This is a genomic window from Vibrio sp. 10N.261.46.A3, from assembly GCF_041472995.1.
GTDB classification, from domain to species: domain Bacteria; phylum Pseudomonadota; class Gammaproteobacteria; order Enterobacterales; family Vibrionaceae; genus Vibrio; species Vibrio coralliirubri.
Genome location: NZ_JBFRRH010000094.1, coordinates 1 through 24,725, shown reverse-complemented (window position 1 = coordinate 24,725; position 24,725 = coordinate 1). Strand labels below are relative to the sequence as shown.

Sequence of the window (24,725 nt, the reverse complement as noted above, 5' to 3'; positions counted from 1 at the left end):
GTGACTGAATGTATAACTGGAAAGCGATTGTAGTTTTAATGCTAAGTGGTGGCCTGTTTGCTTGTTCGACGACGACTCAAGTTCCTGTCGAGCCAGAGCAAAAGCCTCAAGTAGAACAACCTGTTGTGGATGACTCTTCAAAGACTGACGCAACTGAAGGCGAGAAAGTAACGGAACCTACGGAAAAGCCTGAAGAAGTAAAACCGACTGAGCCAGAAGCGAAACCAAAGCCTGAAGAAAAGCCAGCTCCAAAGCCGACTAAAACAAGCGATGGCAAACTGATTCTTGGTGAAGAAGAGTGGGTGTTTGTTCCTGGTTTGAAAGAAGCGTTTAAAGCACGTGTAGATACAGGTGCAACAACATCTTCAATCAGCGCGGTTGATATTGTTGATTTTGAACGTGACGGAAAAGACTGGGTTAAGTTCAAAATCGAACATGACGGCATCACAACGGAAGAGATCAGCTTACCGGTAGAGCGTTGGGTTAAGATCAAGCAGTCGAGCGCGGAAGGTACACAACGACGTGCTGTGGTTGTCGCTTCAATTCAAATCGGTGATCTGAAAGACAAAACTGAGTTTACTCTAGCGGACCGAACGCATCTTTCTTTCCCACTACTGTTGGGTAGAAGCTTCTTTAGAGATGTTGCGGTAGTAGATGTAAGCCAAAAATACGTTCAAAAGAAAATTACTAAATAACATTTCTGCTCGTCATCAAAGCTTTTCGTTTTGAAGAGCTATAGTTTCAAAAGTGACGAGATTGAAAGACTTTTAGTGTTGATAAATGAAATCCCTACCAGTTCTGCTGGTGGGGATTTTTCTATTTACACCCCAATAACGTATGAAAAGCATCTAAATGGTCTATGTTTACTATTCGTTTACTGTTTAGCCTCGACAACGTGATCGAGATCTCTATATAATCCGCGCTTCGATTTTTGTTTAATCCATACTTTCGTACTTCTTATTTAGGTTCTTGAAATAGCCTAATAATTATCTGTCAGTACACGCTTAGGAATTAGTTCTTTGATATCTACCGCGAACATCACAATGCAATTTGGCGCAGAGCCGCTGTTTGAAAACATCTCTGCTAAATTTGGTAACGGCAACCGTTATGGTTTGATCGGCGCTAATGGTTGCGGCAAATCAACGTTCATGAAAATCCTAAGTGGCGCATTAACGCCAAGCTCGGGCAACGTTTCTATCACTCCAGGAGAAAAACTGGGTGTGCTAAGCCAAGATCAGTTCGCTTTCGAACAGTACAGCGTTATCGACGTTGTGATCATGGGCGACAGAAAACTGTGGGAAGTAAAACAAGAACGTGACCGCATTTACTCTTTGCCAGAAATGAGCGAAGACGACGGCATGAAAGTCGCAGAACTTGAAAGCGAATTCGCGGAAATGGATGGCTACACAGCAGAAAGCCGCGCTGGCGATATCCTAATTCAAGCGGGTATTGAAGAAGAGTTCCACTTCGGCTTGATGCAGCAAGTAGCTCCAGGTTGGAAACTGCGTGTGTTATTGGCACAAGCTCTGTTTGCAAACCCAGACATCCTACTTCTTGATGAACCAACCAACAACTTGGACATTCACACGATCAACTGGCTTGCTGAAGAGCTAAATCAGCGTAAATGTACAATGATCATCATTTCGCACGATAGACACTTCCTGAACTCTGTGTGTACTCACATGGCAGATATCGACTACGGTGAGCTACGTGTTTACCCTGGTAACTACGAGTACTTCCTAGAAGCATCTGGCTTGATTCGTGAACAGCTTCTGGCAAGCAACGCTAAGAAAGCGGCTGAAATCAGCGAGCTTCAAGATTTCGTAAACCGTTTTGGTGCTAATGCATCTAAAGCAAAACAAGCAAGCTCTCGCGCTAAGAAAATGGACAAAATCACGCTTGATGAAGTGAAATCATCGAGCCGTATGAGCCCATCTATTGATTTTGGCGAAGGTAAGAAACTGCACCGTCAAGCGCTTGAACTTCAAGACCTTGGTCACGGCTTCGATGGCGAAACATTGTTTGCTGGTGGTAACTTGCTACTTGAAGCAGGTACTCGCCTTGCGGTTATCGGTGAGAACGGTGTGGGTAAAACCACGCTGTTACGCTGTTTAGTTCAAGAGCTAGAGCAAAACGAAGGCATCGTAAAATGGTCTGAAAATGCTTCTGTAGGTTACTGCCCACAAGACAGCACTAAGGATTTTGACAACGACCTGAGCATCTTCGATTGGATCTCACAATGGCGCACAGTGAAGCACGATGACCTTATGGTACGTGGCATTCTCGGTCGTCTATTGTTTACTGCTGACGATGCGAACAAAAAAGCGCGCAACTGTTCTGGTGGTGAGAAGAACCGCCTGTTATTCGGCAAGCTAATGATGCAAGACATCAACGTGCTGGTAATGGACGAACCAACTAACCACATGGACATGGAAGCAATCCAAGCCCTGAACGACGCGTTGAAGGTTTACACGGGCACGCTTATCTTCGTAAGTCATGACCGTGAGTTCGTTTCTTCACTGGCAACACACATCATCGATGTAAAAAATCAACAGCTAGTGAGCTTCCAAGGTACTTATGAAGAGTACTTAGATCACCAGAAAAAGATGCTGATGGTTAATTTATAAAGCAAGTCGCTGGCTCAGGTCGTGAACGACTAAAAGCCAGCGAAACTAACAAACAAAAAAGCCCCGAACATTAATATGTTCGGGGCTTTTCTATGTAATATGTCCAGCTATTTATTACTCAGTAACCAAACATAAGCTTATCAATAAAACCTAGATACGAAATCTAGATTAGAATCCGAATCGAGCTGACATTAAGATTTGGTGGCCGTATGTGCCGTTATTGCGCATATCAAGACCAACAGACAGTTGATCAGTTGAATGGAAACGAGCACCGATACCAACAATAGAACGAGTGTCATCGTTGTCGATCAGTTGACCAAGGCGTGCGTTAACTTCAACGTTTGCCATTAACCAAGCTCTCAAGCCAAGGTTAATTTCTGTTTTGATGTGGTTGTCGTCATTACGTTCAATGTTGTGCAGCAACATTTGGCCAGTAACGTCAGCAAATTGACTGATTGGACCGTTGAATCCCATACCTACCGCTGCATCCCAATCACTTTCAAATTCTGAATCGATACGCGCAACAAAGTGAGAGTTCTGAGTGAACATTGTTGTGACTTCACCACCGAAAGTACTTGGGCTAGTACCCATGCGCAGCTCGAATGTGTTGTAGTTAAAGTTGTTTGCAGACGCAGAGAATGAACACAGTGCAGCGAGTCCTAAAAGGACAGTCTTATTCGTGCAACCTAGCATGGTGACTCCATATAAATTGTATTTTTCGGCAGTATAATACAAAAAAGCCTGCAATATGCAGGCCAATTATTTGAAGTCAGTATTTTTATATTAATCGCTTATAGAACCTGGATGTGGTCCACTTCGATTTCCGGTGTCTTGCCGCCTTCATATTCGCCGAAGATACGAACTTTTGTATCAGCGGTCAGTGGTTGTGCTAGGCGGATATCATCATCCAGTTCGATTTGAATCTCACTCTGGCCATCAGAGAAGACAAACGTGTCATTCTTTAGTTGACGAACAATCTTGCCATCCACAATTGCTTCTTGCTCTGCGAACATGCTTGTGTCGGCAAGTAGTGTCGCAACAGAAACGGTTTCAATCGGTCCAGTGTAAGCAATCGCGCTTTCGTGCTTGTTGCTGTTGTGATCACTAGCCATTGCGAAAGTAGGAGCAAGGATAATAGTAGATGCGATAGCTAATACAGTCTTTTTCATGGTGAATCCCTTAATGTTGTTTTTAGTAGAAACGTTTTTCTAAATTTGAAGCGTTTCTTTTCGTTAGTACGTTTTTTGTTGAGTCGCCTGTTATCGTTCACAAGCTTCGTTTCGATGGAGCTATTAAACAACACTGGGGTTGAATCCAGAGTGAGTAACACATTCATTTTCCATTCATTTTATTGAGCATCTACTCGGCAATGACGTTAAGATGGTCGCAGAGTGAGATTGCCCATAGCTTTAAATTAAGAAATTAAGGATTTAAGTACAAATGCGAGCACCATTAAGTGCCCTTATGGTTCAAGGGACAACGTCAGATGCCGGAAAAAGTGTTTTGGTGGCAGGTTTATGCCGTGTTTTGGCAAGAAAAGGAATCAAAGTGGCACCTTTTAAGCCACAGAACATGGCGTTAAACAGTGCTGTGACAAAAGATGGTGGCGAAATTGGCCGTGCTCAAGCGGTTCAGGCGCAAGCTTGTAATATAGAGCCAACTGTTCACATGAACCCTGTATTGCTAAAGCCTAATTCAGATACCGGCGCGCAAGTGATTCTGCAAGGCCGAGCGCTGAGTAACATGGAAGCTACGGGGTATCATGATTATAAGAAAGTCGCGATGGATACGGTTATCGATTCGTTTGACCGACTAACTGAAGAATATGAAAGTGTAATGATTGAAGGTGCGGGTAGCCCAGCCGAAATCAATCTTCGCGAAAATGATATCGCTAACATGGGATTTGCTGAGAAAGCGGACATCCCAGTGATCATCGTTGCTGATATTGACCGTGGTGGCGTTTTTGCGCACCTCTACGGCACATTGGCTTTGTTGTCTGAATCTGAGCAAGCTCGCGTAAAAGGTTTTGTGATAAACCGTTTTAGAGGCGATATCGCACTGCTTCAATCTGGCCTAGATTGGCTAGAGGAAAAAACCGGCAAGCCAGTTATTGGTGTCTTGCCATATCTGCATGGTTTTAACTTAGAAGCGGAAGATGCCATTACCTCTGCTCAAGAGTCTGACGGAGAAGCTAAGCTTAAGGTGGTGGTGCCAGTGTTAACCCGAATCAGCAACCATACAGACTTTGACGCGTTAAGATTGAATCCTTCAATTGATTTACGTTATGTCGGTAAAGGTGAACGTGTAAACAACGCTGATTTAATTATCTTGCCGGGTACAAAATCGGTAAGGGCAGATTTGGATTACCTAAAACAGCAAGGCTGGGATAAAGATATTCAACGCCACCTGCGCTTAGGCGGCAAAGTAATGGGTATCTGCGGCGGCTATCAAATGTTAGGTAACATTATTCACGATCCTGATGGCGTTGAAGGGGAGCCCGGCAGCAGCGAAGGGTTAGGGTATCTGGATACTGAAACGACCCTTACACAGCAGAAAACCTTAACTAACGTACGCGGCACCATGACGCTGGATGGCAAAACAGCACAAGTAAAAGGGTATGAAATCCACGTAGGCAAGACTGATGTCAAAGAAACAGCCTTACCGGTTCAGTTAGAATCTGGCAGCCTAGATGGCGCTGTGAATCAAGATAACTCGATTTTTGGTACTTACCTGCATGGCGTATTCGACAACAGTGATGCGTTATCGCTTATTTGCGAATGGGCAGGAGCCAACGATGTGACCGCGATTGACCATGAACAGCTTAAAGAGCTGGGTATTAATCGAATCGCTGATGCCATCGAAGAGTACTTAAATCTTGACCTGCTTTGGCCTGAATTAACTGCTTAAGCCGCCATCTAGAAGTTAGCTAAAGAACCTAAACGAACAATAGATAAGTGATAACAATGAAAAAGCGAGTCTTCCTTTTAACCATGGCCTTAACTTCGGCACTGACTTCTACTCATCTTTTTGCCGCCGAAAAGCTACGAGTTTACGCTGCATCGTCGATGACGAATGCGGTTAATCTGTTGGTTGAAGAGTTTGAGAAAGACCATTCTGTCGATGTGATTCCTGTGTATGCAAGTACGTCGTCTTTGGTGCGACAAATCGAAAGAGGAGCACCAGCAGACATTTTTATCTCGGCAAATGAAAAATGGATGACGCATTTAGTCGATCGTAAATTGGTTTCTAGTGACAATGTCACAAACCTATGTGAAAACGAACTGGTGCTGATTGCTCCTAAAGAGACATCGGTAACGTTAGACCTATCAAAAGGTGAACAATGGGCTGAACTGCTTACTAATGAAAGGCTTGCAGTGGGTAACACCATGTCGGTTCCTGCTGGTATCTATGCAAAAGAAGCGTTAGAAACGTTAGGTGTATGGGACGATGTGAAAACTCGATTGGCACCAAGTAACAATGTTCGTATGGCCTTAGCCTTAGTCGAGCGCAGTGAAGCTAAGCTTGGCATTGTCTACAAAACGGATGCGTTGCTTTCTAAAGAAGTAAACCTAGTGTCGACCTTTCCATCAGATCTGCACACACCAATACGTTACCCTGTAGCGAAGTTGAGTGATAAAGTTGTGGCAGAAGAGTTCTATACTTTCCTGAAGAGCGAAAAAGCGAAAGACACCTTGAATAGTTTTGGATTTGAAGTGCGTTAAATGATGTATTTATCGGAATACGAATACCAAGCCTTAATGCTGAGCTTAAAAGTCGCTGGGTTTGCAATCTTATGGCTTATCCCTATCGGTATTGGCTTAGCATGGCTACTTGCTAAGAAACAATTTGTAGGTAAGAGCATTGTTGAGAGTATTGTCCATTTACCTTTGGTACTTCCACCTGTGGTCATCGGCTATTTACTGTTAGTTATGATGGGCAGGCAAGGCATCATCGGCTCGTGGCTTAATGACGTGTTTGGTATTGTATTCAGCTTTAGCTGGAAGGGCGCAGCACTCGCTTGCGTGGTTGTGGCGCTGCCATTGATGGTTCGCTCTATTAGATTGAGCCTAGAAACCGTAGACAGTAAGCTTGAAGAGGCGGCTGCCACATTAGGCGCTTCACCTCTTCGTGTGTTTTTCACGATCACTTTACCCATGATGATCCCTGGGATCATTACCGGCACCATGCTTTCATTCGCAAGAAGCCTAGGGGAGTTTGGCGCGACCATCAGCTTCGTTTCAAATATTCCCGGTGAAACGCAAACCATTCCATTGGCTATGTATACCTTTATTGAAACCCCGGGCGCTGAAATGGAAGCGGCGCGTTTGTGTGTTATTTCTATTTTGATAGCGCTGGGTTCATTGATGCTATCCGAGTGGCTCAACAAAAAGTCAGCACAACGCTTGGGAGGCAATGCATGAGTGCTTTGATCCTCCAATATCAACAACAACTTGGCGAAACCTTCTTTGATATCGACTTGGAATTACCAAGTAGTGGCATTACGGCAATTTTTGGTCGTTCTGGCGCGGGTAAAACCTCACTTATCAATGCGATCAGTGGCCTTAAACAGCCCGATAAAGGTTTGATCAGCGTATCTGGCACGACACTGTTCGATAGTGAAAATGGCATTAATTTGCCGACTCACAAACGCAACGTCGGTTACGTGTTCCAAGAGTCGCGATTGTTTCCACACATGAAGGTGGCGGCGAACCTTAAATACGGCATGAAAAGCGTCGATAAAGCGCACTTTGAGCAAATAGTCTCTCTGCTGTCTTTGGGTTCATTGCTTAACCGATACCCAGCTCGTTTGTCTGGCGGTGAGAAGCAACGTGTGGCGATTGGCCGCGCGTTGTTATCCAAGCCGAGCATTTTGTTGATGGATGAGCCTTTAGCGTCTCTCGACTTGCCCCGTAAGCGCGAAGTGATGCCATTTCTGGAAAACTTAGCCGAAACCGTTCAGATACCGATCATCTATGTCACTCATAGCCTCAATGAAATTTTACGCTTGGCAAATCACCTTGTGATTATTGACCAAGGCAAAGTGATTTCATCGGGTGTGACGGAAGAGGTGTGGGCATCGAGAGCTATGCAACCTTGGCAATCTTTCTCAGAGCAAAGCTCGTTGTTTGAAGCGACATTAGCGGAACACAATGACGATTATGCGCTGTCTCGCTTGATGCTAGGAAAGTCGACGTCATTGTGGGTTCAGAAAGTGTCGAGTGAGCTTGGTACGACAGTGAGGCTACAAGTTAGGGCAAATGACGTCTCTATCACGCTAGAACAGCCGGAAGGGACTTCGATACGTAACATCCTTCCTGTTACCATTAAAAGCGTAGAGACGCACCAACAGGGCACAAATAAGCAGAGTGTCGCTGTCGAGCTAGAATTAGAGTCTGGGTGCTACCTAAGGGCAACCATTACTTTGTGGGCGCTGGATGAGTTGAATCTAGAAATCGGGCAGCGTGTTTACGCGCAAATTAAGGGTGTGAGTGTCGCTCAAAGAGATATCGCGGTAACGCATTAAACCTGACAAGGTCAGCTTTTCGATATTGTCGTGATACTGCCTGTTCTAGGTTCTGAAAATACGATCTTGATTCCATGAATGGATACATGCGTCATTTTTATACGGTATAACTGCCAGTTTTGCGCCACACTGTATGAGTGTTAAGGCATATTATTTGTCGAATAATATGAACGTTCGCAACAAGAACATACAGACTTAACGATCGAACTACAGAAAATAGCGGATATAAAAAAGCCGCGTGTTTAAAGCAACATGCGGCTTAATCTTAAGTATTACTGTTAGCGCTCTGCCTAGATTTAGGCGACTAGCGACTTACTTAGTAAAAACTTCTTTGAAATCACGCTTCAAGATAGCATCACGACGCGCTTTCTTGATTTGTTTAACCATGTCTTTTACACAGTTGTGTAGAACTTGGTCTAGCAGTTGAGCACGGTATTCTTCTTTTTCTTCGTCAGTCATGTCTTCTGGAAGTTTAAGAGTAGGGAACTCTTCCATCACGTTAACACCAGCGAAAGCTTGGCTAACTGAGATTAGAGCGTGGAACTGCTCGAAGTTGTCTAAAACATTTTGTGCGCTTGCTGGAAGGCTGTCCCAAGCTTCGCGTACTGCTTCTTCAGACACTTCGTGAATAGAAGTAACCATAAAGTGCATCTCTTTTGGCACGCCATCAAATTCGATAACTTGACGAAGTTCTGGTGAGATGGTGGTTAAATCGATTTCTTGTTGTTCGTTGTTTGTAGCGTCTGACATAGTATTTCTCTTTAAAAAGAAACAATGCTAAAAAGATCTGTAAAAAAGTCAATATAATATAGAGATTAGGGCATGATTTAAGCCCAAATTTGAGCTACTTTGAATATTCAACACTAGATAAAGGTGATGTGATGATAGAAAAGGGATCTTCGATGCGCATATTGCTGGTTGATGACGTTCAACTAGATAGGATGCAACTTGCTATCCGACTCAAGCAACTGGGTCATATTGTAGAAGCTGTCGGTAGCGGAAAAGAAGCCCTGAGTGTTTATTCTGATTTTGATCCTGAACTCGTGTTACTTGATATCAGCATGCCAGAGATGGATGGTTTTGAAGTGGCTAATGAGGTTCGAAGCCGATTTCCAGAATGGGTTCCCATCATCTTTCTTAGTGGTCACGAAGAACCTGAGATGATCGCAAAAGCGATTGACGCTGGTGGCGACGATTACCTGATCAAACCGGTAAACAAGGTCGTTTTAAATTCTAAGTTGATTGCGATGCAACGTATCGCGCATATGAGACGAGAGTTAAAACAAAGCACAGCCAAACTCGAAGAACTGAACATCCTTCTGCAGCAACAAGCCAACGAAGATGGCCTGACCAAATTGTATAACCGTCGATATATGGATACTAAGCTTGAAGAGAGCATAGCGTGGCACGGAAGACGTAATATATCCATGACAGTCATACTTCTAGATGTAGACTTCTTTAAGCCTTACAATGATAATTATGGACATATTCAAGGGGATAAGTGCTTACAAGGGCTTGCTAATACCTTGAAACAGCTGTTTGTTCGTGCGGGAGAATTTGTCGGTCGTTATGGCGGTGAAGAGTTTGTTCTGATTCTTAGCGATACAGACAGTGAAGGCGCTAAGGTACACGCAACACGAATTAAAGAGGCATTGCATGAGATGAACTACGCTCATGACCACTCAACGGTATCGGATAGAGTGACAGCGTCACAAGGTGTGTTGTCATTTGTGCCAGAAGGTGGTGAATCTATTGCGTCTATTTACGAAAAGGTCGATCAAGCGCTTTATCAAGCGAAGCAAAGTGGTAGAAATACCTTTGTACAACGCAACATTTTAGAGCTTGCTCGTTAGTTGGCGAGCTCTTTTAGATATTTGAATTTATACTTCTATTAGCGTTTGAGCTAGGAAGTGCTTTAAGTGATAAAAGAAATGCCACATTCGAAGTCATTTTCTATGACTAACACATCTTGGACGCTTGCGGTTCCTCTATTTTTTACCGCTTTGCCGACCACTGTTAATGCCAATACGCTATCTGATCTTTTCCGAAAGGATCTAGAGCAGAGCTTTGCCACCAGTGTATTGCTCAACGATACCGATGTTTTCACTTTTGGCATCAACAACTTTGATCCCAATAAAGTATTTAGTTTGGACAATGAAGACATCGGTTCGAATGATTCGGTGAGTCGTCGACAAAACATTACCTCCCTGAGTTTGCCTTACACATTTGAACTACCAAGTTACATTGAAGACAACCATCAAGAGGTGACGCTGCGCTTGTCTGCATTGCGGATCGAGAACGATGTCGAGTACGCGGCAGCAAATAAAAACGATTTTCAAAAAGAGTCGGTAGTGTCTGGCTACGTCGAATTCGCGAATGTGTCCCAGTTAGACGAATATTGGAGCTTCAGCTCTGCAATCGGTAACCACATCTCTTACTACCGCAATGATTATGAATATCGCGCTTCGTTGCTAAAGCCTATTCAAGACCAACTGGATGGCGTCTATCTCAATACTGATGCTTGGGCTTACATCATCGAGCCTAAAATCAAGCTGATGTACGAAGATAAGAATGACTGGGGAAAGTATAAATTGAGCACCAGTTGGCATTACTTTAATGGCATCGGCTGGGGCGAGGCGAACAACGGCAATGTCGGTCACCCAGAAGGGTGGTATATCGCCAATGAAGCCAAGGTTTTCTATGATCTCGTACGTTGGGATAAGAACATCACATCGATGTACTCGAGTATAAGACGAATTGATATTGGTGGTGACACGGTGGCCTCTATGGGCACCACATCTTACTACGAGGGCAGTGTTGGCTGGCTGCTTAACCCAAACCTGTTTAATGAGTGGGTCGATAATGTGGGAATAGGTTTTACGATTAACTACGGAAGTAGCTTAAAAGGTGGCAGCTTGGTTATATTCTTCAACCAAGATTAAGCTCTCATTATCCAGTTGAGCTAATACTGCCTCAACTAATTGAGGCTTGTTGTACTTGAAAGAGATAGTTATTGAAGCAGAGTGCTATTAACGTCTTAAGCTATTTAGATCTCTAGCACTCAATATTTTTAGCTATCAACCATCGTTAACGGTCTATACACAGCTTGTTTCGACCGGTTTCTTTCGCTTTATACAGCGCTTGGTCAGCAAGCTTCAACACCTCGTCAGGATGTCTGGTGGTTGTGCTATCGGAAAGTCCAATACTCACCGTCACATTCACTACTTCTGATGGTTTGCCGTTCTTGCCACGCTTTTTCATACCAACTTCATGATCGTCAGGGCGCTCGTGACTATTCCGAATCGTCATGTCGTAGTTTTGAACCTCGGAAATCAGAGCTTGAAGGTGCTCTTTAACTTGTTCCGAATGTTTGCCTTTGAAGATAATCGTGAACTCTTCGCCACCATAGCGATAAGCTTTCGCGCCGCCGGTGGTTTCTCTCAGAATGCGTGCCACCAGTTTTAACACATCGTCGCCAATGTCATGTCCGTAGGTGTCGTTGAATTTCTTAAAGTGATCGATATCGACCATCGCCATCGAATACTTACGCCCCAAGTGCTTCATATCGACTTCTAAGGCGTGTCGGCCGGGAATGTTAGTCAGTTGGTCATTAAAGGCCATATCATGACTAGCGGACATTACATAGACGATGATCAACGTGCCTGACAACGAGAACATGGTGCTCGAGATGTACTGAACGTCGAAGAAGATGAACGTACAAGAAGAAAGCAGGATAGCGCTATAAACCACAACATCGATAGAGCGGTTATACACCAACACGAGAATGGCAGTAAGGCCAAGCAAGCAAAGGCTATATAACACTAAAACAAAAGGCAGTTTGGAGAAGTCTCTGACAATAAACAGAAGACCATCACTCCATGATTCAAAACCGCCGGCATGGAAATGAGAGACGATCAATTGCGCCCACACCATAAACAGAACAAGAACGATGGCGTAGAGCAGCATCGATTTTGAGTTTACGCCGTTATCAGGGAAGGCATAAACAAGTAAGCAAGTGACAGGTACTAATGCCGCAAGTAACGAGAGCTCTAATAGTGTTGTGCCAGTATTGAGAGGTGTTTGTAAGCGAACTTGGATGATCAGATAAGCGACAAGCATGGTCACCGATACCATCGCCATTCGACCTTGTCTGAATGTGTGGCATAGCAGAACCGCAACGCTCAATAAAATGTAAGGGAGGTTGCTAGCAAACCCTAAATTTGAGTCCGTCACGAGGATGACGTTGTCCATACCAACGAGCAGGATTGTTAACAGGACTAAAGGGAAGCAAAATCGAAACATGCTCGACGTTACAAAAGATGATGCCATTTATGTGGTGAGCCTAACTATATTGATGATCTTATTATTTAATACTATGCGTAGGATACGGTTAAACAAGCGCTTGCCAAGCTTTTTGCCTAAATTAGAGCAAAAACATAGTCATAGGTCGCTATTGGTGCAATCATTTTTATATGTATTAGAGTTGCTATTAACCTTAGAACGAACTACACAGTATATATGAGAAATTAATTAGTCGTTATAGATACTTAACAAAATCTGCTCTGCTGCTCTTACGTTGGCGCTGTCACTTAAAGGGCTTGATGATCACTTATCATTGAGCGACCTTATCATTAAGCGACGTAAGATCTGTAATGAAGTCAGAGTAAGATTAAATAACGCCTTAGATTTAACTATGGACAGTAAAACCTATAACTGAGTTATAGAAAGCTATTAGGGATTGCATGGTTTCAATTAAATTTAGAAACGACTGCGACTAGAAAGAACCGCTACAAATGGAGGTGTGGTATGCAAATTAGTGTTGATGTACATAACTATATGGAAACTCTGGTAGGTCATGTATTGGCTACCGAGGAATATGTGTCTAGTTATACCAACGAACAGTTGGCCGATCTCGCATGCTTGGCTTTAGGTCAGCTAAAACCTATCTATATTCGTTTTGATATCGATTTCCTGTCAGCACTACCAGAAGACAAATTGGTGCTCTATAAACGCAATAGTGAGATCGCGGTCAAAAATGCTGAAAGTATGATTATTGACGATCGAAGACGCGAACGTGACGACAATGTGCCCGTTATATTTAGTCAACACAATTTTGATGATGACGTAGAATTGCAATGGTATGAAAAGCCGTTGTTGAACCGTAAACAGTCATGATAGTTTAGGGTGAATACGGTCATTTAAGGAGTAAAAAACGTGGGATTCTTTTCTAGATTATTTGGTGGCAAAGAAAAAACCGAACAAAAAGTAGAGATTGAGCCAGTCGAATATAAGGGTTTCAATATCTATCAAGATGCCATTGCAGAATCTGGTCAATACCGTGTTGCTGGGCGAATCGAGAAAGAATTCGATGGTGAAATCAAAACTCACCGTTTTATTCGTTCAGATGTTGTTTCAAACAAACAAGATGCCGATGAATTGATGCTCAAAAAATCGCAGATGTTCATCGACCAAATGGGCGACAATATATTTAGCTAACCAATTAGGGTTAGAATTGATGTTGGTCATAATTTAGAGAGCTTTCAGTGTATATGCTGAAAGCTCTTTTTAGTTTTAGGGACAAAGAACAGCTAGTAGGTTGTTATTAAAAGGATTATTTGCAAGTGGTTTGACCTCTTCGTACGAGACGGTCGTCATTTATCCAAATGAAGCGCTCAAATTCCATCCAAATCGTTATAAGTAATAACTTTTCCTGTTCTTTGAACAAAACGCTTGAAGTATTAGTTGTCGTTAGATACAAACGAATAAGTCATTCGTGCCAATAGTCAAGGAATAGCTATGCAAATTGGTGTACCAAGAGAAACGCTCGCAGGTGAAACGCGAGTCGCTGCTTCGCCAAAATCGGTAGAACAGCTTCTAAAATTAGGGTTTGAAGTTTGTGTTGAATCACAAGCAGGTGCGTTAGCAAGTTTTGAAGATGCAGCTTATGAACAAGCTGGAGCAAAAGTTGTCACCGCAGATGAAGCTTGGAAATCCGATATTATCTTTAAAGTTAACGCTCCGATCGTTGACGAGTCTAAAAATGAAATCGATCTTCTTAAAGATGGCGCAACATTGGTCAGCTTTATTTGGCCTGCTCAAAATCCAGAATTAATGGAACAATTGTCCAGTCGTAACATCAACGTGATGGCGATGGATTCTGTACCACGAATTTCAAGAGCTCAGGCGTTAGATGCATTGAGTTCTATGGCAAACATCGCGGGTTACCGTGCTGTTGTTGAAGCGGCGCATGAATTTGGTCGATTCTTCACGGGGCAGATTACGGCAGCGGGTAAAGTTCCACCAGCAAAAGTACTGGTTGCAGGTGCAGGTGTTGCTGGTCTAGCAGCAATTGGCGCTGCGGGTAGCTTAGGTGCGATCGTTCGTTCATTCGATGTTCGTCCTGAAGTTAAAGAACAAGTTGAGTCGATGGGCGCTGAATTCTTGGAAGTGGATTTCAAGGAAGATACCAGTGCTGGTGACGGCTACGCAAAAGAGATGTCTGAAGCATTCAATAAGAAAGCTGAAGAACTTTATGCAGCTCAGGCAAAAGACGTCGATATCATCATTACAACGGCCCTGATTCCAGGTCGCCCGGCTCCAAAGCTGATTACCAAAGAGATGGTAGACAGTATGAGTGCAGGTAGCGTGATTGTAGACCTTGCGGCGGCCAATGGCGGTAACTGTGAATACACGGTTGCGGATCAAGTCATTACAACGGCTAACGGCGTGAAGGTGGTTGGTTACACTGATATGGTTGGTCGACTGCCGACTCAATCATCTCAACTGTATGCAACGAACCTAGTTAACCTGCTGAAACTGCTTTGCAAAGAGAAAGATGGCAACATCAATATCGACTTTGAAGATGTTGTTCTGCGTGGTGTTACTGTCGTTAAAGAGGGCGAGGTCACTTGGCCAGCTCCACCAATTCAAGTTTCAGCTCAACCACAACAAGCTAAGCCAAAAGCGGCCAAACCAGAGCCTAAAGTTGAAGAACCTGTTTCTCCAATGAAGAAAGCGGCGGGTATGGCGGTAGCTGTTGGTGCATTCGCTTGGGTAGCTTCGGTTGCTCCAGCTGCGTTCTTATCTCACTTTACCGTTTTTGTTCTCGCTTGTGTGGTGGGTTATTACGTAGTTTGGAATGTAAGCCATTCTCTGCATACGCCTTTGATGTCCGTGACTAACGCGATTTCAGGCATCATTGTAGTAGGTGCACTGTTACAAATCGGACAAGGAAGTGGCGTCGTCACGTTCTTATCATTTATTGCTGTATTAATTGCAAGTATCAATATCTTTGGTGGCTTTACCGTGACCAAACGTATGCTTGAAATGTTCCGTAAAGACTAAGGAGTAACAGATGTCTGAAGGATTAGTACAAGCAGCTTATATTGTTGCTGCTGTATTCTTTATTATGAGCTTGGCTGGGTTATCGAAACAGGAATCTGCGCGTGCAGGTAACTATTACGGTATCACGGGTATGGCAACCGCGTTGATCGCAACGATCTTTGGCCCTCACTCTGCAGGTATTGTATGGATCATCATTGCTATGGTGATCGGTGGTGGTATTGGTATCCACTACGCAAGAAAAGTAGAAATGACTGAAATGCCTGAGCTGGTGGCGATTCTGCACAGCTTCGTAGGTATGGCGGCGGTACTTGTAGGTTACAACAGCTACATCGATCCACCTGCTGCTGTTTCTATCAACCCTGCAGATATTCATGCAGAGCACGTGATCCACCTAGTGGAAGTATTCCTTGGCGTGTTTATCGGTGCGGTGACGTTCACGGGTTCTATTGTTGCGTTTGGTAAGCTTCGCGGCGTGATCTCTTCGTCTGCATTGAACATCCCTCATAAGCACAAGTGGAATCTAGCGGCAATCGTAGTTTCCACACTACTGATGATCATGTTCGTTAAAGCGGACGGCAGCATGTTCGCGCTAATGGTGATGACACTTATCGCATTCGCATTCGGTTACCACTTAGTGGCATCGATTGGCGGCGCAGATATGCCAGTAGTTGTCTCTATGCTGAACTCGTACTCTGGTTGGGCAGCAGCAGCGGCAGGTTTCATGCTTGCAAACGATCTGCTTATCGTAACGGGTGCGTTGGTAGGTTCATCAGGTGCGATTCTGTCTTACATTATGTGTAAGGCGATGAACCGCTCTTTCATCAGCGTTATTGCTGGTGGATTCGGCCAAGAAGTGGTTGTGTCTGATGGCGATGAAGAGCAGGGTGAACACCGCGAAACATCAGCTGAAGATGTGGCTGATATGCTGAAAAACTCTAAGTCAGTAATCATCACTCCTGGATACGGCATGGCAGTAGCTCAAGCACAATACCCAGTACATGAAATCACTGAGAAACTACGAGCGCAGGGCATTAATGTTCGATTTGGTATCCACCCTGTAGCGGGTAGGTTACCGGGTCACATGAACGTACTGCTTGCTGAAGCTAAAGTGCCTTACGATATCGTTCTGGAAATGGACGAAATCAACGATGACTTCGATGAGACAGATACTGTATTGGTAATTGGTGCGAATGACACCGTAAACCCTGCAGCACTTGAAGATCCAAACAGCCCAATTGCTGGTATGCCAGTACTTGAAGTTTGGAATGCTCAGAATGTTATCGTATTCAAACGTTCGATGAACACAGGTTACGCCGGTGTGCAAAACCCACTGTTCTTCAAAGAGAACACGCAGATGCTGTTTGGCGATGCTAAAAAGAGCTGTCTAAGCATCTTAGAGCATCTATAGAGATCACCTCTAAGCAATCTGTAATAACTCGATAAGGAGTTCATTTGAGCTCCTTTTTTTATCTTACGAAAGCGATTCTATGTATGAGCTCAGTTGCTACGAAGTTAACGAAGCTTATGCAAAACTTGTCGTAATTGAGGTTGGGCTGGTCAATCAGTCTACTAGTACGTCTGTACAGTATGGCCGTAATATAGCGAACTTTATCTCTGTAACTCGCCATTCTCACTGTTTTTCATGCGGTTAAAAATTTATCTTTGATAGCGAATGGTATATATTTGGTTGATCTATATGAATTTGCGTTGGTTTGTGATCATCAAAAGAACATTTACTCTTCTTATCGCTACGTTGTCTGTGTCTGCAAACGCATTTGCTGACTCTTTACCTGAGCGTATCGATAATTTCACCAAACTCTTTGATCATGAAACGGCAATCGAATCTTACGATATCCGAGTGCTACAGGCTGATTATCCAACACGTTTGATCATGCCGTCTTCTATGCTGCCACAAACAGCAGAGTATCCATTAAAAGACATCCAGCGCTTATACCAGTTATCAAAAACCTGTAGCGGTAAACTGCCGTTAAGCCCGTTGATTACTGAGCCTTTAGTTTTTACTCGTGCAATGTGTAAAGGGACCAAGCTTTCTGACCGTTGGTTTAGCCGCAGTGGTTTGATTCACCCTGGTGGTGGTTCTTATGCTGCACGATACGTTGAGAAGTACCCAGAAAAGTTCGACTCTCTGAAGCGCTTTATGCATATTCAAGAGCGACCAAACACCGAACACGACGAACTGCTGTCTCGCTTGCAACAAATGGATAGCGAAGCCATCACCGCGCTACTAGCGGGGGCGAGCATGTTTGTAGAGCTCGATGAGATGTGGGTAAAACGTGGCGACAGATATTACCTATATAAAGAATCAGTCTGGAACGAAAACGCCACGCTTGCTGGGTTATCGTTTAGCTTGTCTTCAGAAGGCAACAGCTGTTTTGTCCAGCGTGGTAACGTGTGTTGGGAAATAGAAGATCATTCAGAGCTTCTGCAAGTCGCCATGTTTATCTTGGTTATTGCCAACATCATGCTTGTCTTAGGTTGGGCGATTTACCGCTGGAACAGTAAGAAACAAGAGATGAAGAGTCGCATGCTGGTTCTTCAAATCCTAACGCACGAATTAAGAACGCCGATTGCGAGTTTGTCATTGACGGTGGAAGGGTTCAGACGTGAGTTCGAACACTTACCAGAATCGGTATATGATGAGTTCCGTAGGCTGTGTGAAGATACACGCCGTTTAAGACAGTTGGCGGAAGCAAGTAAAGATTACCTGCAGTCAGATAACCAACCGCTCGCAACAGAGTGGGTGCCAAGTGTTGAAGAGTGGCTCCAATACAAAGTTGAAGAAGACTTTGCGCCGGGGATTGAACTCCGTGTAAACAAAGATATAGCTGCAAAAGTGAACGTATATTGGTTAGGAACGTGTATCGATAACCTAATCAGAAATGCCGTGAAATACGGTGTGGCTCCAGTAATTCTAGAACTGAATACTTCTGACAAGAAGCTGACATTCAAAGTTATAGATAATGGAGACTTGTCTCGCAAAGATTGGGGGCAACTAAGAAAGCCATTCGTAAGTAAGAGTGGACTCGGTTTAGGTCTGACGATAGTGGAATCTATGGTCGGAAAAATGGGCGGTCACATGACGCTTATCGGCCCCCCAACAACATTTATTTTGGAGATACCTTGTGAAACAGACATTGCTTCTCGTTGAAGATGATAAAAATTTAGCTGACGGTTTATTAGTTAGCCTTGAGCAAGCTGGATATGAATGTTTGCATGCAGAACTGATCTCTGAAGTTGAAGGCTACTGGGAACAAGCGGATCTAGTGATTCTAGACCGTCAACTTCCTGATGGCGACTCAGTAGATTCACTTCCAGGTTGGAAGAAAAAGAAAGATATCCCAGTTATTTTGCTTACGGCTCTCGTGACAGTCAAAGACAAAGTAGCGGGCCTAGATTCAGGTGCAAACGACTACTTAACAAAGCCATTCGCAGAGGCTGAGCTATTTGCTCGAATTCGTGCTCAACTTCGCCTGCCAGATTCTGAAGAACAAGATGCATCAAAAGTTATCGCTCAGAATCTTGTTATCGATAAAGCGACACGTGAAGTGTTTTTCAATGAACAGGAAGTAACGTTAACGCGCACTGAATTTGACCTTCTATTGTTCTTGGCAAGTAACCTTGGACGTGTGTTTACACGTGATGAACTGCTTGACCATGTATGGGGTTACAACCATTTCCCAACAACACGTACGGTAGACACGCACGTTCTGCAACTAAGACAGAAACTGCCGGGTCTAGAAATTGAAACGCTGCGTGGCGTTGGTTACAAGATGAAAGCGTAATGAGAATAGCCTTACTTCCACTATTACTGTTTTCTTGCGTAGCGAATACCGCGCAAGCAACGGATTGGTTTAAGAGCAGCGATGCCCTGACCCAAGTTCATAAACATCTGCTAGATAATGATTTACCTCAGATGTTTGATTCATTAGTGGAAGTTTGGCAAATCAACTCTTCTCAATCACGAGAAGATCACCTCAATGAACTGTTCGATCAAGCATTGAACAAAGATTGTGGTAAAACTCTCACTAGAAAAACACTCCCAGATTGGATCAGTTCCGTAGTCGTCAAAAGACACATCATTCAAAGCCCTGGCCGAGATACCTTTCGTGTATCGATTAATGTTGAATCCGAAAACAACATTCAAGACATTACCTTCGAGAAGTGGGTCGATAAGATCGTTTCGTCGGACAGTGAGTTAACCAAAGACAGTGAAGTGGTAAACAATGCATCGGTGAGTCTATACCGCAAGCGTTACAATTTAGCCTCTCAACTTGAATCCGGTTTATATCGTTTAAGCGTAAAAGATGATGGCGGAAAGTCTTGGAGCACTTGGGTTGTTCTGGGTGAAGTAGCCATGCGTCAGCAAGTACGCTGGGCATCAAAAGACACGTGGCGAATTGATAAAAAAGAACTACTCAATCCTTATTGTCCGCTCCCTAAGCTCGAAATCGGTTTGTACGATTACGTTGATGAACACTATGAACAAGTGTGGGGCAAGAGCTACGAATCTGATTATCCAATGAACCTCACTGGTGAAGAACTTCCCAATGATCGCTATGTTTTGGCGGTTTCAATGGTGCATTCACGCTGGCAAGGCGACATAGCGATAGAACAAGCACAAACTATCAGCAAAACTTATGATATTTCTAGCGAAGAAGAGTTAAAGTAATTTAAAATCGTGCCGTTAACTATGTAAGGGATCTAACAAAGATAAACGGCATGAAAAAAACTACAAAACTACTCGCAGCGTCAATTGCATTCGCCAGTCTTCCTCTTTCAGCAGCAAACTACGCCATTGAAGCGCGTGGTGATGCGATGGGTGGTGTTGGTGTTGTTTCAGCAAACTTCCTAACAGCTCCATTCTATAACCCAGCACTTGTTGCGATTTATCGTCGTAATGATGACATGGGAATGATCACGCCAAGTTTCGGCGGTAACTATAATGACCCTAACGACATGAAATCGAATATCGATAGTGTCGTTGATGCGTCAAACACCGCAGACTTAGATGCAGCGCTTAATAAACTTGATGGCAACCAAGCTAATGTAGAATTGGGTGGTGTTGTCGCGTTTGCTCTTCCTAATCAGTTTGTCGCGGCAAACCTTTTCGCTAAAGCCTATACAGAATCATTTGCGACTCCTAACGTTTACACGACAGGTTCAGATGAAGACAAAGTAGAATTGTCTACTGTTGAAGCGGTTTCAATCGGTGTAGCAGAAGTTGGCCTTTCTCTAGCAAAATACCAAACCTTTATGGGGCAACATATCTCATTTGGTATCACACCTAAGATCCAACGTATTTACACGTACAACTATGTTGCGTCGGTTAATGATTACGATTTGTCTGACGTTAGAGAAAACAGCGATGGCGACACAGCATTCAACATGGATGCCGGTGCGCTTTGGTTCTTCGGCCCGTTCCGAGTGGGTGTTGCAGCAACTAACTTGATCTCTAGAGATATCGAAACAAAAGACACAACAAGAACACTTACCAGCAGCACAAGTAGTGCGACACACCAAGTTGGTGGTAAATACACTTACCAACTAGAGCCGGTATACACAGTGGGTGCAGGTATCGTTTCTGATTACTTTACGTTGAGTGTTGATTACGACCTAAACGAAACAGAGAAGTTTACTTCGTTCGAAGACAACGAACAGATGATTCGTGTTGGTACTGAAGTCGACCTGTTACGTCAGCTTAAGCTAAGGGGAGGGTATTACAAGAACCTGGCTTACTCTGATTCAGAAGGAACAGTGACCGCTGGTATTGGTATCTCGCCATTGAACTTGTTTCAGCTAGATCTAAGTGCTAACTACACAAATGAAAATGCAATGGGTGCATCAATCAATTTCCTTGCTAGTTACTAACAGTCCTTATATAGTTCTGCTCCTAAATAAAGGAGCAGAGCATGCTAAACGACTTACCAACCCTTTCTCACGAAGAACAACAGAAAGCTGTTGAACGAATTCAAGAAATGATGACCCAAGGCATCAGCACAGCACAAGCTATCAAAATCGTTGCTGAGCAAATTCGCGAAGAAATGAGTAATAAAGAAGAGTAGGGCATCAGCCCTTCTTTTTTAACACTTTAGTGCACTATAACTAAATATTTTACCCTCTAATATATTATCTCGTACATCCCCACTCTTTAGTTACCCTTACCCCCGATCTACCCAAAACCCTTAAATACCATTTATTCAATTAGTTACGTCAGAGTAATCCACTTTTTAGGCCTTTCTTGGTTTTGAGTTGTAATTAAATTACAGTAAGATATGAAAGTAAAACAATCGCCATTATAGGTGTCAGCATTTGTGTCACCACATCTAAGTGGTTAAATATATGGCGTTTTTTATGGCTAGTGACGTTGTGACTTGTATTTTGAACGGATGAGAATCCATGAATATTCAGAAGCAGACAAATGAGGATTTCATCGAAGAACAGGGCCAGACAAGCCACAGCTGTAATGTCTAAAATCGATACCGCGAATGACTTACCACCGCTTAGAGCAAGCTTCGTTGGTACATATGTGCTTTACAGAACAAATATTTAGGTAGCTTACGAGGCGTAAAGGAGTTGTGTAGAAGTCGATTAAGGAACGACGCGTATCAATTTGAGAAAGCTAATGATGGCGGTATTACGGATAGTCTGTGTGCGAATGGATTAGAATTCTGATGAGAGAGCAAAACTTATGGGCTTGTTTAGTCAGCCGTTAAAAATGTAATTGCTGACTAAATAGAGAGTAGATATCGACAGGGTATTGATGCGTGTTGATAGAGCATTGAATATTGAACTGCAGGCCAGTCTGATGAGGCTTAGTCAAACGTAACAACTTGGTTTCGCCCGTTATCTTTAGCTTGATAGAGTGCCTTGTCTGCACGCTTAATGGCTGAACGAATCGATTCATTCTGTGTAAGTTGGGTAAAACCAACGGATGCGGTAATGTGAAGCCCTTTGGGCCAAGTGGTTTCGTCCATTGAAGAGTAGAGTTTGGCAATCGTTTCGTGACACTGTAGCGTTGTTTGTTCTATACAAACTAACAAGAACTCCTCACCGCCCCAACGATACAATAAGTATTGCTCACCAAGGTTGTCGATCACCGTTGAGACAAACAGAATAAGAACTTGATCACCGGTTTCATGACCGTATTGGTCGTTTACCTGCTTAAAATGGTCCAAATCAAACAGAGCAATGTGAATTGTCTTTCCTTGTTGTGCAAGACGCTCAAAGTCATAAAAGGTATCTAACGCTTCGGTTCTGTTACGACAGCCAGTTAGAGGGTCGGTAGTCGCCTTTATTTTTAACTCTTCGATTTCTTGGGCTAACAAACGCTGTTGGTTTACTGAAAACATTCTCGCTCGTCTAGCTACGTATGACGCCCCACAGACATAGCAGACCGCGTAGATTACCCATAAGCTAATTAAGATCTTCCATAGCATAACCTTGTTCATAATCTTACCGTGGAAAACAATGCTCTCGACTGTCAGAGTATGGTGGCCATCGAGCGTGCTAGCTCCCAGCCCCAATTCAACTGAAACAGCGTTAGTAATATCGACCGCGCTGTTGGTTATCGGGTGGTTGTAGTAGTCAATCCACCATAAAGGGACATTGAAGTAATCTAAATCGATATGTTTTCTATCGGGAAATGAGAAGTCTAAGCGATTGAACTTGTTAGAAATAGGGTCGCCTTGGACGCTGTAGTTTTCGTCGTGGTTACGTATGTAGAATCGAAACCTTGGATCCTCTTGACCTTCATATTCCATATTGATGGTGACAGAATCAAATGTGGAGAGATCTAAGCCTTTACCTTCAGTAGAGAGAACAAATTCAACCTCACAGAAAGGTGAACTATAGGTACGATTAAAGTCACACTGTAACTCAATTTTGTCTTTTGACTTGTATAACGACCCTATGGTGCCGCCATCATGGTCTCTGTCTGTATTTACGCGCGTAGGGTATCTGTCTGGTGTGATTATGTAATTCTTATCCATGATGGTATGGAAAGAGATCAGCGACAGCACGGTCATTGCCAGGCAAAAAACAGAGAAGAAGATGTTGAGTTGTCTGAATGCTTTGTCGCTCATAATATATTTCGTACGTAAACCTGTAACATTATGCGTGATGGAGTATGTAGGCGCAACTAGGGATTCGACTTTGGATTGAGTTTGGCTAGTATCGTTTGGTTAACAAGCCAGATACAGTCGTTCTTCACCAAAAAATACGCGCCCAGCGACCGATATATGCCTAAATAGCGTTGCTTTTGTTCGGTATTTATACGAAAGGTGACGTTTTTAAGGGGTTAATAGTTTAACTGTATAAATAAACAGTATTTGTTTGGGTTCTTTATTTTGTGTTCCATACGACCAAGCTTTCACCTGTACAGTAAGCTACAGTGTCACTTTATTTGTTAATTACATGTGTCGATAAACCAATAAACGCTTTCTAAGTTTTCTAATCTCAGGCGGTAAAACTATTGCGACTTCAAAAGCGGGCATATTAGTTAGAGAAAACAGGTAAAGCAAAACAAAGAGCAATGGGTTTAAAACAACTCTTAGGTTTATTACCAAAGCGACCTAAATCCAATTGAACGTAATTTCAGGGTAAACCGTGATTATGGATCTCCCAAGTATCGGTGTTGTTTACCAGCGTATAAGTGTAACGAATCTATGCAAACATGTTTGCGGCAGCTTGGTATGGTGTTTCAAACAACATAGGACAAGCCATTGCCGTTTAATAATCTCGCTAAACACAAAGTACTAGCTCTAGAGAGAATCGTTAGCAAGATTTGCAAAATCTGTGCGCGAATCTACTTAAGACACATGAACTTGATTAGTTGATAGATTTAAACGAGAGCTAGCATGTGCAGCTGATAAAAAACATTGGTCGCGTGTGTGAAATCTGAAAAATAAGCAACAGCAATGCTCACAAGATTCACACACAACGCGGCGGTTCGTTAGTGCAAACAGAGAAGTGGCAAGATAAGTTAAACCAGATGGACAAAGTTTCTCGTCAATTAGATTTGGTGAATGAAGGTTGGATTGTGTAGATGTTGGCCGCACATATAATTATTTGATTTCAAATGCGCTAAGAAAACTCTGAACGGTGCAAGAAGCGTGAGAGTCAGTTGAAACAAGGGTTTTAAGGCGAAACGATGATAATACTATCTTTGAAATTAATCATACGTGACTGCGTATTATGTGTATGGAGTTATG

General features: G+C 43.3%; 22 protein-coding genes. 17 read left to right on the top strand and 5 right to left on the bottom strand.

The annotated features are described in order from the left end of the window. The first annotated feature begins 8 nt into the window (after nt 1-8). Together AB4484_RS20020 and AB4484_RS20015 are read left to right on the top strand one after the other, a co-directional pair. Nucleotides 9-695 carry a RimK/LysX family protein gene (locus AB4484_RS20020; protein WP_050622371.1) on the top strand — a complete coding sequence of 229 codons (687 nt, stop codon included), beginning with the start codon at nt 9-11 and terminating at the stop codon, nt 693-695. 324 nt (nt 696-1,019) lie between these two features. Beyond that, entirely contained in the window at nt 1,020-2,627 is a 1,608-nt protein-coding gene (locus tag AB4484_RS20015; protein WP_372080009.1) for an ABC-F family ATPase, read from the top strand. Nucleotides 2,628-2,795: 168 nt separating this feature from the next. On the opposite strand, the gene AB4484_RS20010 is transcribed toward AB4484_RS20015, so the two are convergent. Beyond that, complete coding sequence (locus AB4484_RS20010) at nt 2,796-3,320, bottom strand: hypothetical protein (RefSeq protein ID WP_048608275.1); 525 nt, start codon at nt 3,318-3,320, stop codon at nt 2,796-2,798. Nucleotides 3,321-3,418: 98 nt separating this feature from the next. Continuing rightward, nucleotides 3,419-3,796 (bottom strand): YgiW/YdeI family stress tolerance OB fold protein, encoded by a 378-nt coding sequence (locus AB4484_RS20005; protein ID WP_048608277.1) that lies wholly within the window; start codon nt 3,794-3,796, stop codon nt 3,419-3,421. Nucleotides 3,797-4,067: 271 nt separating this feature from the next. Here AB4484_RS20005 and AB4484_RS20000 point away from each other — a divergent pair, with 271 nt between their 5' ends. Genes AB4484_RS20000 through modC form a run of 4 tightly spaced genes read left to right on the top strand, consistent with a single transcriptional unit; the run spans nt 4,068 to nt 8,151 of the window. Then, complete coding sequence (locus tag AB4484_RS20000) at nt 4,068-5,534, top strand: cobyric acid synthase (RefSeq protein ID WP_372080007.1); 1,467 nt, start codon at nt 4,068-4,070, stop codon at nt 5,532-5,534. Nucleotides 5,535-5,590: 56 nt separating this feature from the next. After that, nucleotides 5,591-6,349, top strand: coding sequence for a molybdate ABC transporter substrate-binding protein (gene modA, locus AB4484_RS19995; RefSeq protein ID WP_372080005.1), 759 nt, complete (start codon nt 5,591-5,593; stop codon nt 6,347-6,349). Next, nucleotides 6,350-7,048 carry a molybdate ABC transporter permease subunit gene (gene modB, locus AB4484_RS19990; protein WP_372080003.1) on the top strand — a complete coding sequence of 233 codons (699 nt, stop codon included), beginning with the start codon at nt 6,350-6,352 and terminating at the stop codon, nt 7,046-7,048. Then, on the top strand, nt 7,045-8,151 hold the full coding sequence (modC, locus tag AB4484_RS19985; RefSeq protein WP_372080001.1) for a molybdenum ABC transporter ATP-binding protein ModC: 1,107 nt from the start codon (nt 7,045-7,047) through the stop codon (nt 8,149-8,151). The genes modB and modC overlap by 4 nt, the downstream gene beginning before the upstream one ends. A gap of 312 nt (nt 8,152-8,463) precedes the next feature. On the opposite strand, the gene AB4484_RS19980 is transcribed toward modC, so the two are convergent. Further along, nucleotides 8,464-8,901 (bottom strand): DUF3069 domain-containing protein, encoded by a 438-nt coding sequence (locus AB4484_RS19980; protein WP_017069091.1) that lies wholly within the window; start codon nt 8,899-8,901, stop codon nt 8,464-8,466. A gap of 152 nt (nt 8,902-9,053) precedes the next feature. On the opposite strand from AB4484_RS19980, the gene AB4484_RS19975 reads away from it, so the two are divergent. Both AB4484_RS19975 and AB4484_RS19970 read left to right on the top strand, forming a co-directional pair. Further along, a complete protein-coding gene (locus AB4484_RS19975) occupies nt 9,054-10,004 on the top strand; it encodes a diguanylate cyclase (protein ID WP_372079999.1) in 951 nt (316 codons plus the stop codon). Between the two features lie 78 nt (nt 10,005-10,082). Continuing rightward, the gene (locus AB4484_RS19970) at nt 10,083-11,093 is read left to right on the top strand and encodes a Solitary outer membrane autotransporter beta-barrel domain (RefSeq protein ID WP_048608286.1); all 1,011 of its coding nucleotides are present in this window, start codon (nt 10,083-10,085) and stop codon (nt 11,091-11,093) included. Nucleotides 11,094-11,238: 145 nt separating this feature from the next. Here AB4484_RS19970 and AB4484_RS19965 read toward each other — a convergent pair whose 3' ends face one another. Next, the gene (locus AB4484_RS19965; protein ID WP_372079997.1) at nt 11,239-12,480 is read right to left on the bottom strand and encodes a GGDEF domain-containing protein; all 1,242 of its coding nucleotides are present in this window, start codon (nt 12,478-12,480) and stop codon (nt 11,239-11,241) included. 477 nt (nt 12,481-12,957) lie between these two features. On the opposite strand from AB4484_RS19965, the gene AB4484_RS19960 reads away from it, so the two are divergent. The 9 genes from AB4484_RS19960 (at nt 12,958) to AB4484_RS19920 (ending at nt 21,578) form a co-directional block, all read left to right on the top strand. After that, nucleotides 12,958-13,326 carry a late competence development ComFB family protein gene (locus AB4484_RS19960; RefSeq protein WP_017060104.1) on the top strand — a complete coding sequence of 123 codons (369 nt, stop codon included), beginning with the start codon at nt 12,958-12,960 and terminating at the stop codon, nt 13,324-13,326. 39 nt (nt 13,327-13,365) lie between these two features. Beyond that, a complete protein-coding gene (locus AB4484_RS19955) occupies nt 13,366-13,647 on the top strand; it encodes an HlyU family transcriptional regulator (protein ID WP_004731023.1) in 282 nt (93 codons plus the stop codon). Nucleotides 13,648-13,947: 300 nt separating this feature from the next. Beyond that, entirely contained in the window at nt 13,948-15,495 is a 1,548-nt protein-coding gene (pntA, locus tag AB4484_RS19950) for a Re/Si-specific NAD(P)(+) transhydrogenase subunit alpha (protein WP_048608291.1), read from the top strand. Nucleotides 15,496-15,505: 10 nt separating this feature from the next. Beyond that, nucleotides 15,506-16,903: a Re/Si-specific NAD(P)(+) transhydrogenase subunit beta gene (gene pntB, locus AB4484_RS19945; protein ID WP_372079994.1), complete on the top strand. Its 1,398-nt coding sequence runs from the start codon at nt 15,506-15,508 to the stop codon at nt 16,901-16,903. Nucleotides 16,904-17,191: 288 nt separating this feature from the next. Then, nucleotides 17,192-18,664 carry a sensor histidine kinase VxrA gene (gene vxrA, locus AB4484_RS19940; RefSeq protein ID WP_048608294.1) on the top strand — a complete coding sequence of 491 codons (1,473 nt, stop codon included), beginning with the start codon at nt 17,192-17,194 and terminating at the stop codon, nt 18,662-18,664. Further along, nucleotides 18,639-19,298 (top strand): response regulator transcription factor VxrB, encoded by a 660-nt coding sequence (vxrB, locus tag AB4484_RS19935; RefSeq protein ID WP_017060099.1) that lies wholly within the window; start codon nt 18,639-18,641, stop codon nt 19,296-19,298. Before vxrA ends, vxrB begins: the two co-directional genes overlap by 26 nt. Beyond that, on the top strand, nt 19,298-20,185 hold the full coding sequence (locus tag AB4484_RS19930; protein WP_048608296.1) for a DUF2861 family protein: 888 nt from the start codon (nt 19,298-19,300) through the stop codon (nt 20,183-20,185). Before vxrB ends, AB4484_RS19930 begins: the two co-directional genes overlap by 1 nt. Before the next feature lie 50 nt (nt 20,186-20,235). Continuing rightward, nucleotides 20,236-21,384: a conjugal transfer protein TraF gene (locus tag AB4484_RS19925; protein WP_050622381.1), complete on the top strand. Its 1,149-nt coding sequence runs from the start codon at nt 20,236-20,238 to the stop codon at nt 21,382-21,384. Between the two features lie 41 nt (nt 21,385-21,425). Next, complete coding sequence (locus tag AB4484_RS19920; protein WP_004731009.1) at nt 21,426-21,578, top strand: YoaH family protein; 153 nt, start codon at nt 21,426-21,428, stop codon at nt 21,576-21,578. 750 nt (nt 21,579-22,328) lie between these two features. On the opposite strand, the gene AB4484_RS19915 is transcribed toward AB4484_RS19920, so the two are convergent. Then, nucleotides 22,329-23,597 (bottom strand): GGDEF domain-containing protein, encoded by a 1,269-nt coding sequence (locus tag AB4484_RS19915; protein WP_248400809.1) that lies wholly within the window; start codon nt 23,595-23,597, stop codon nt 22,329-22,331. Nucleotides 23,598-24,725 lie beyond the last annotated feature (1,128 nt).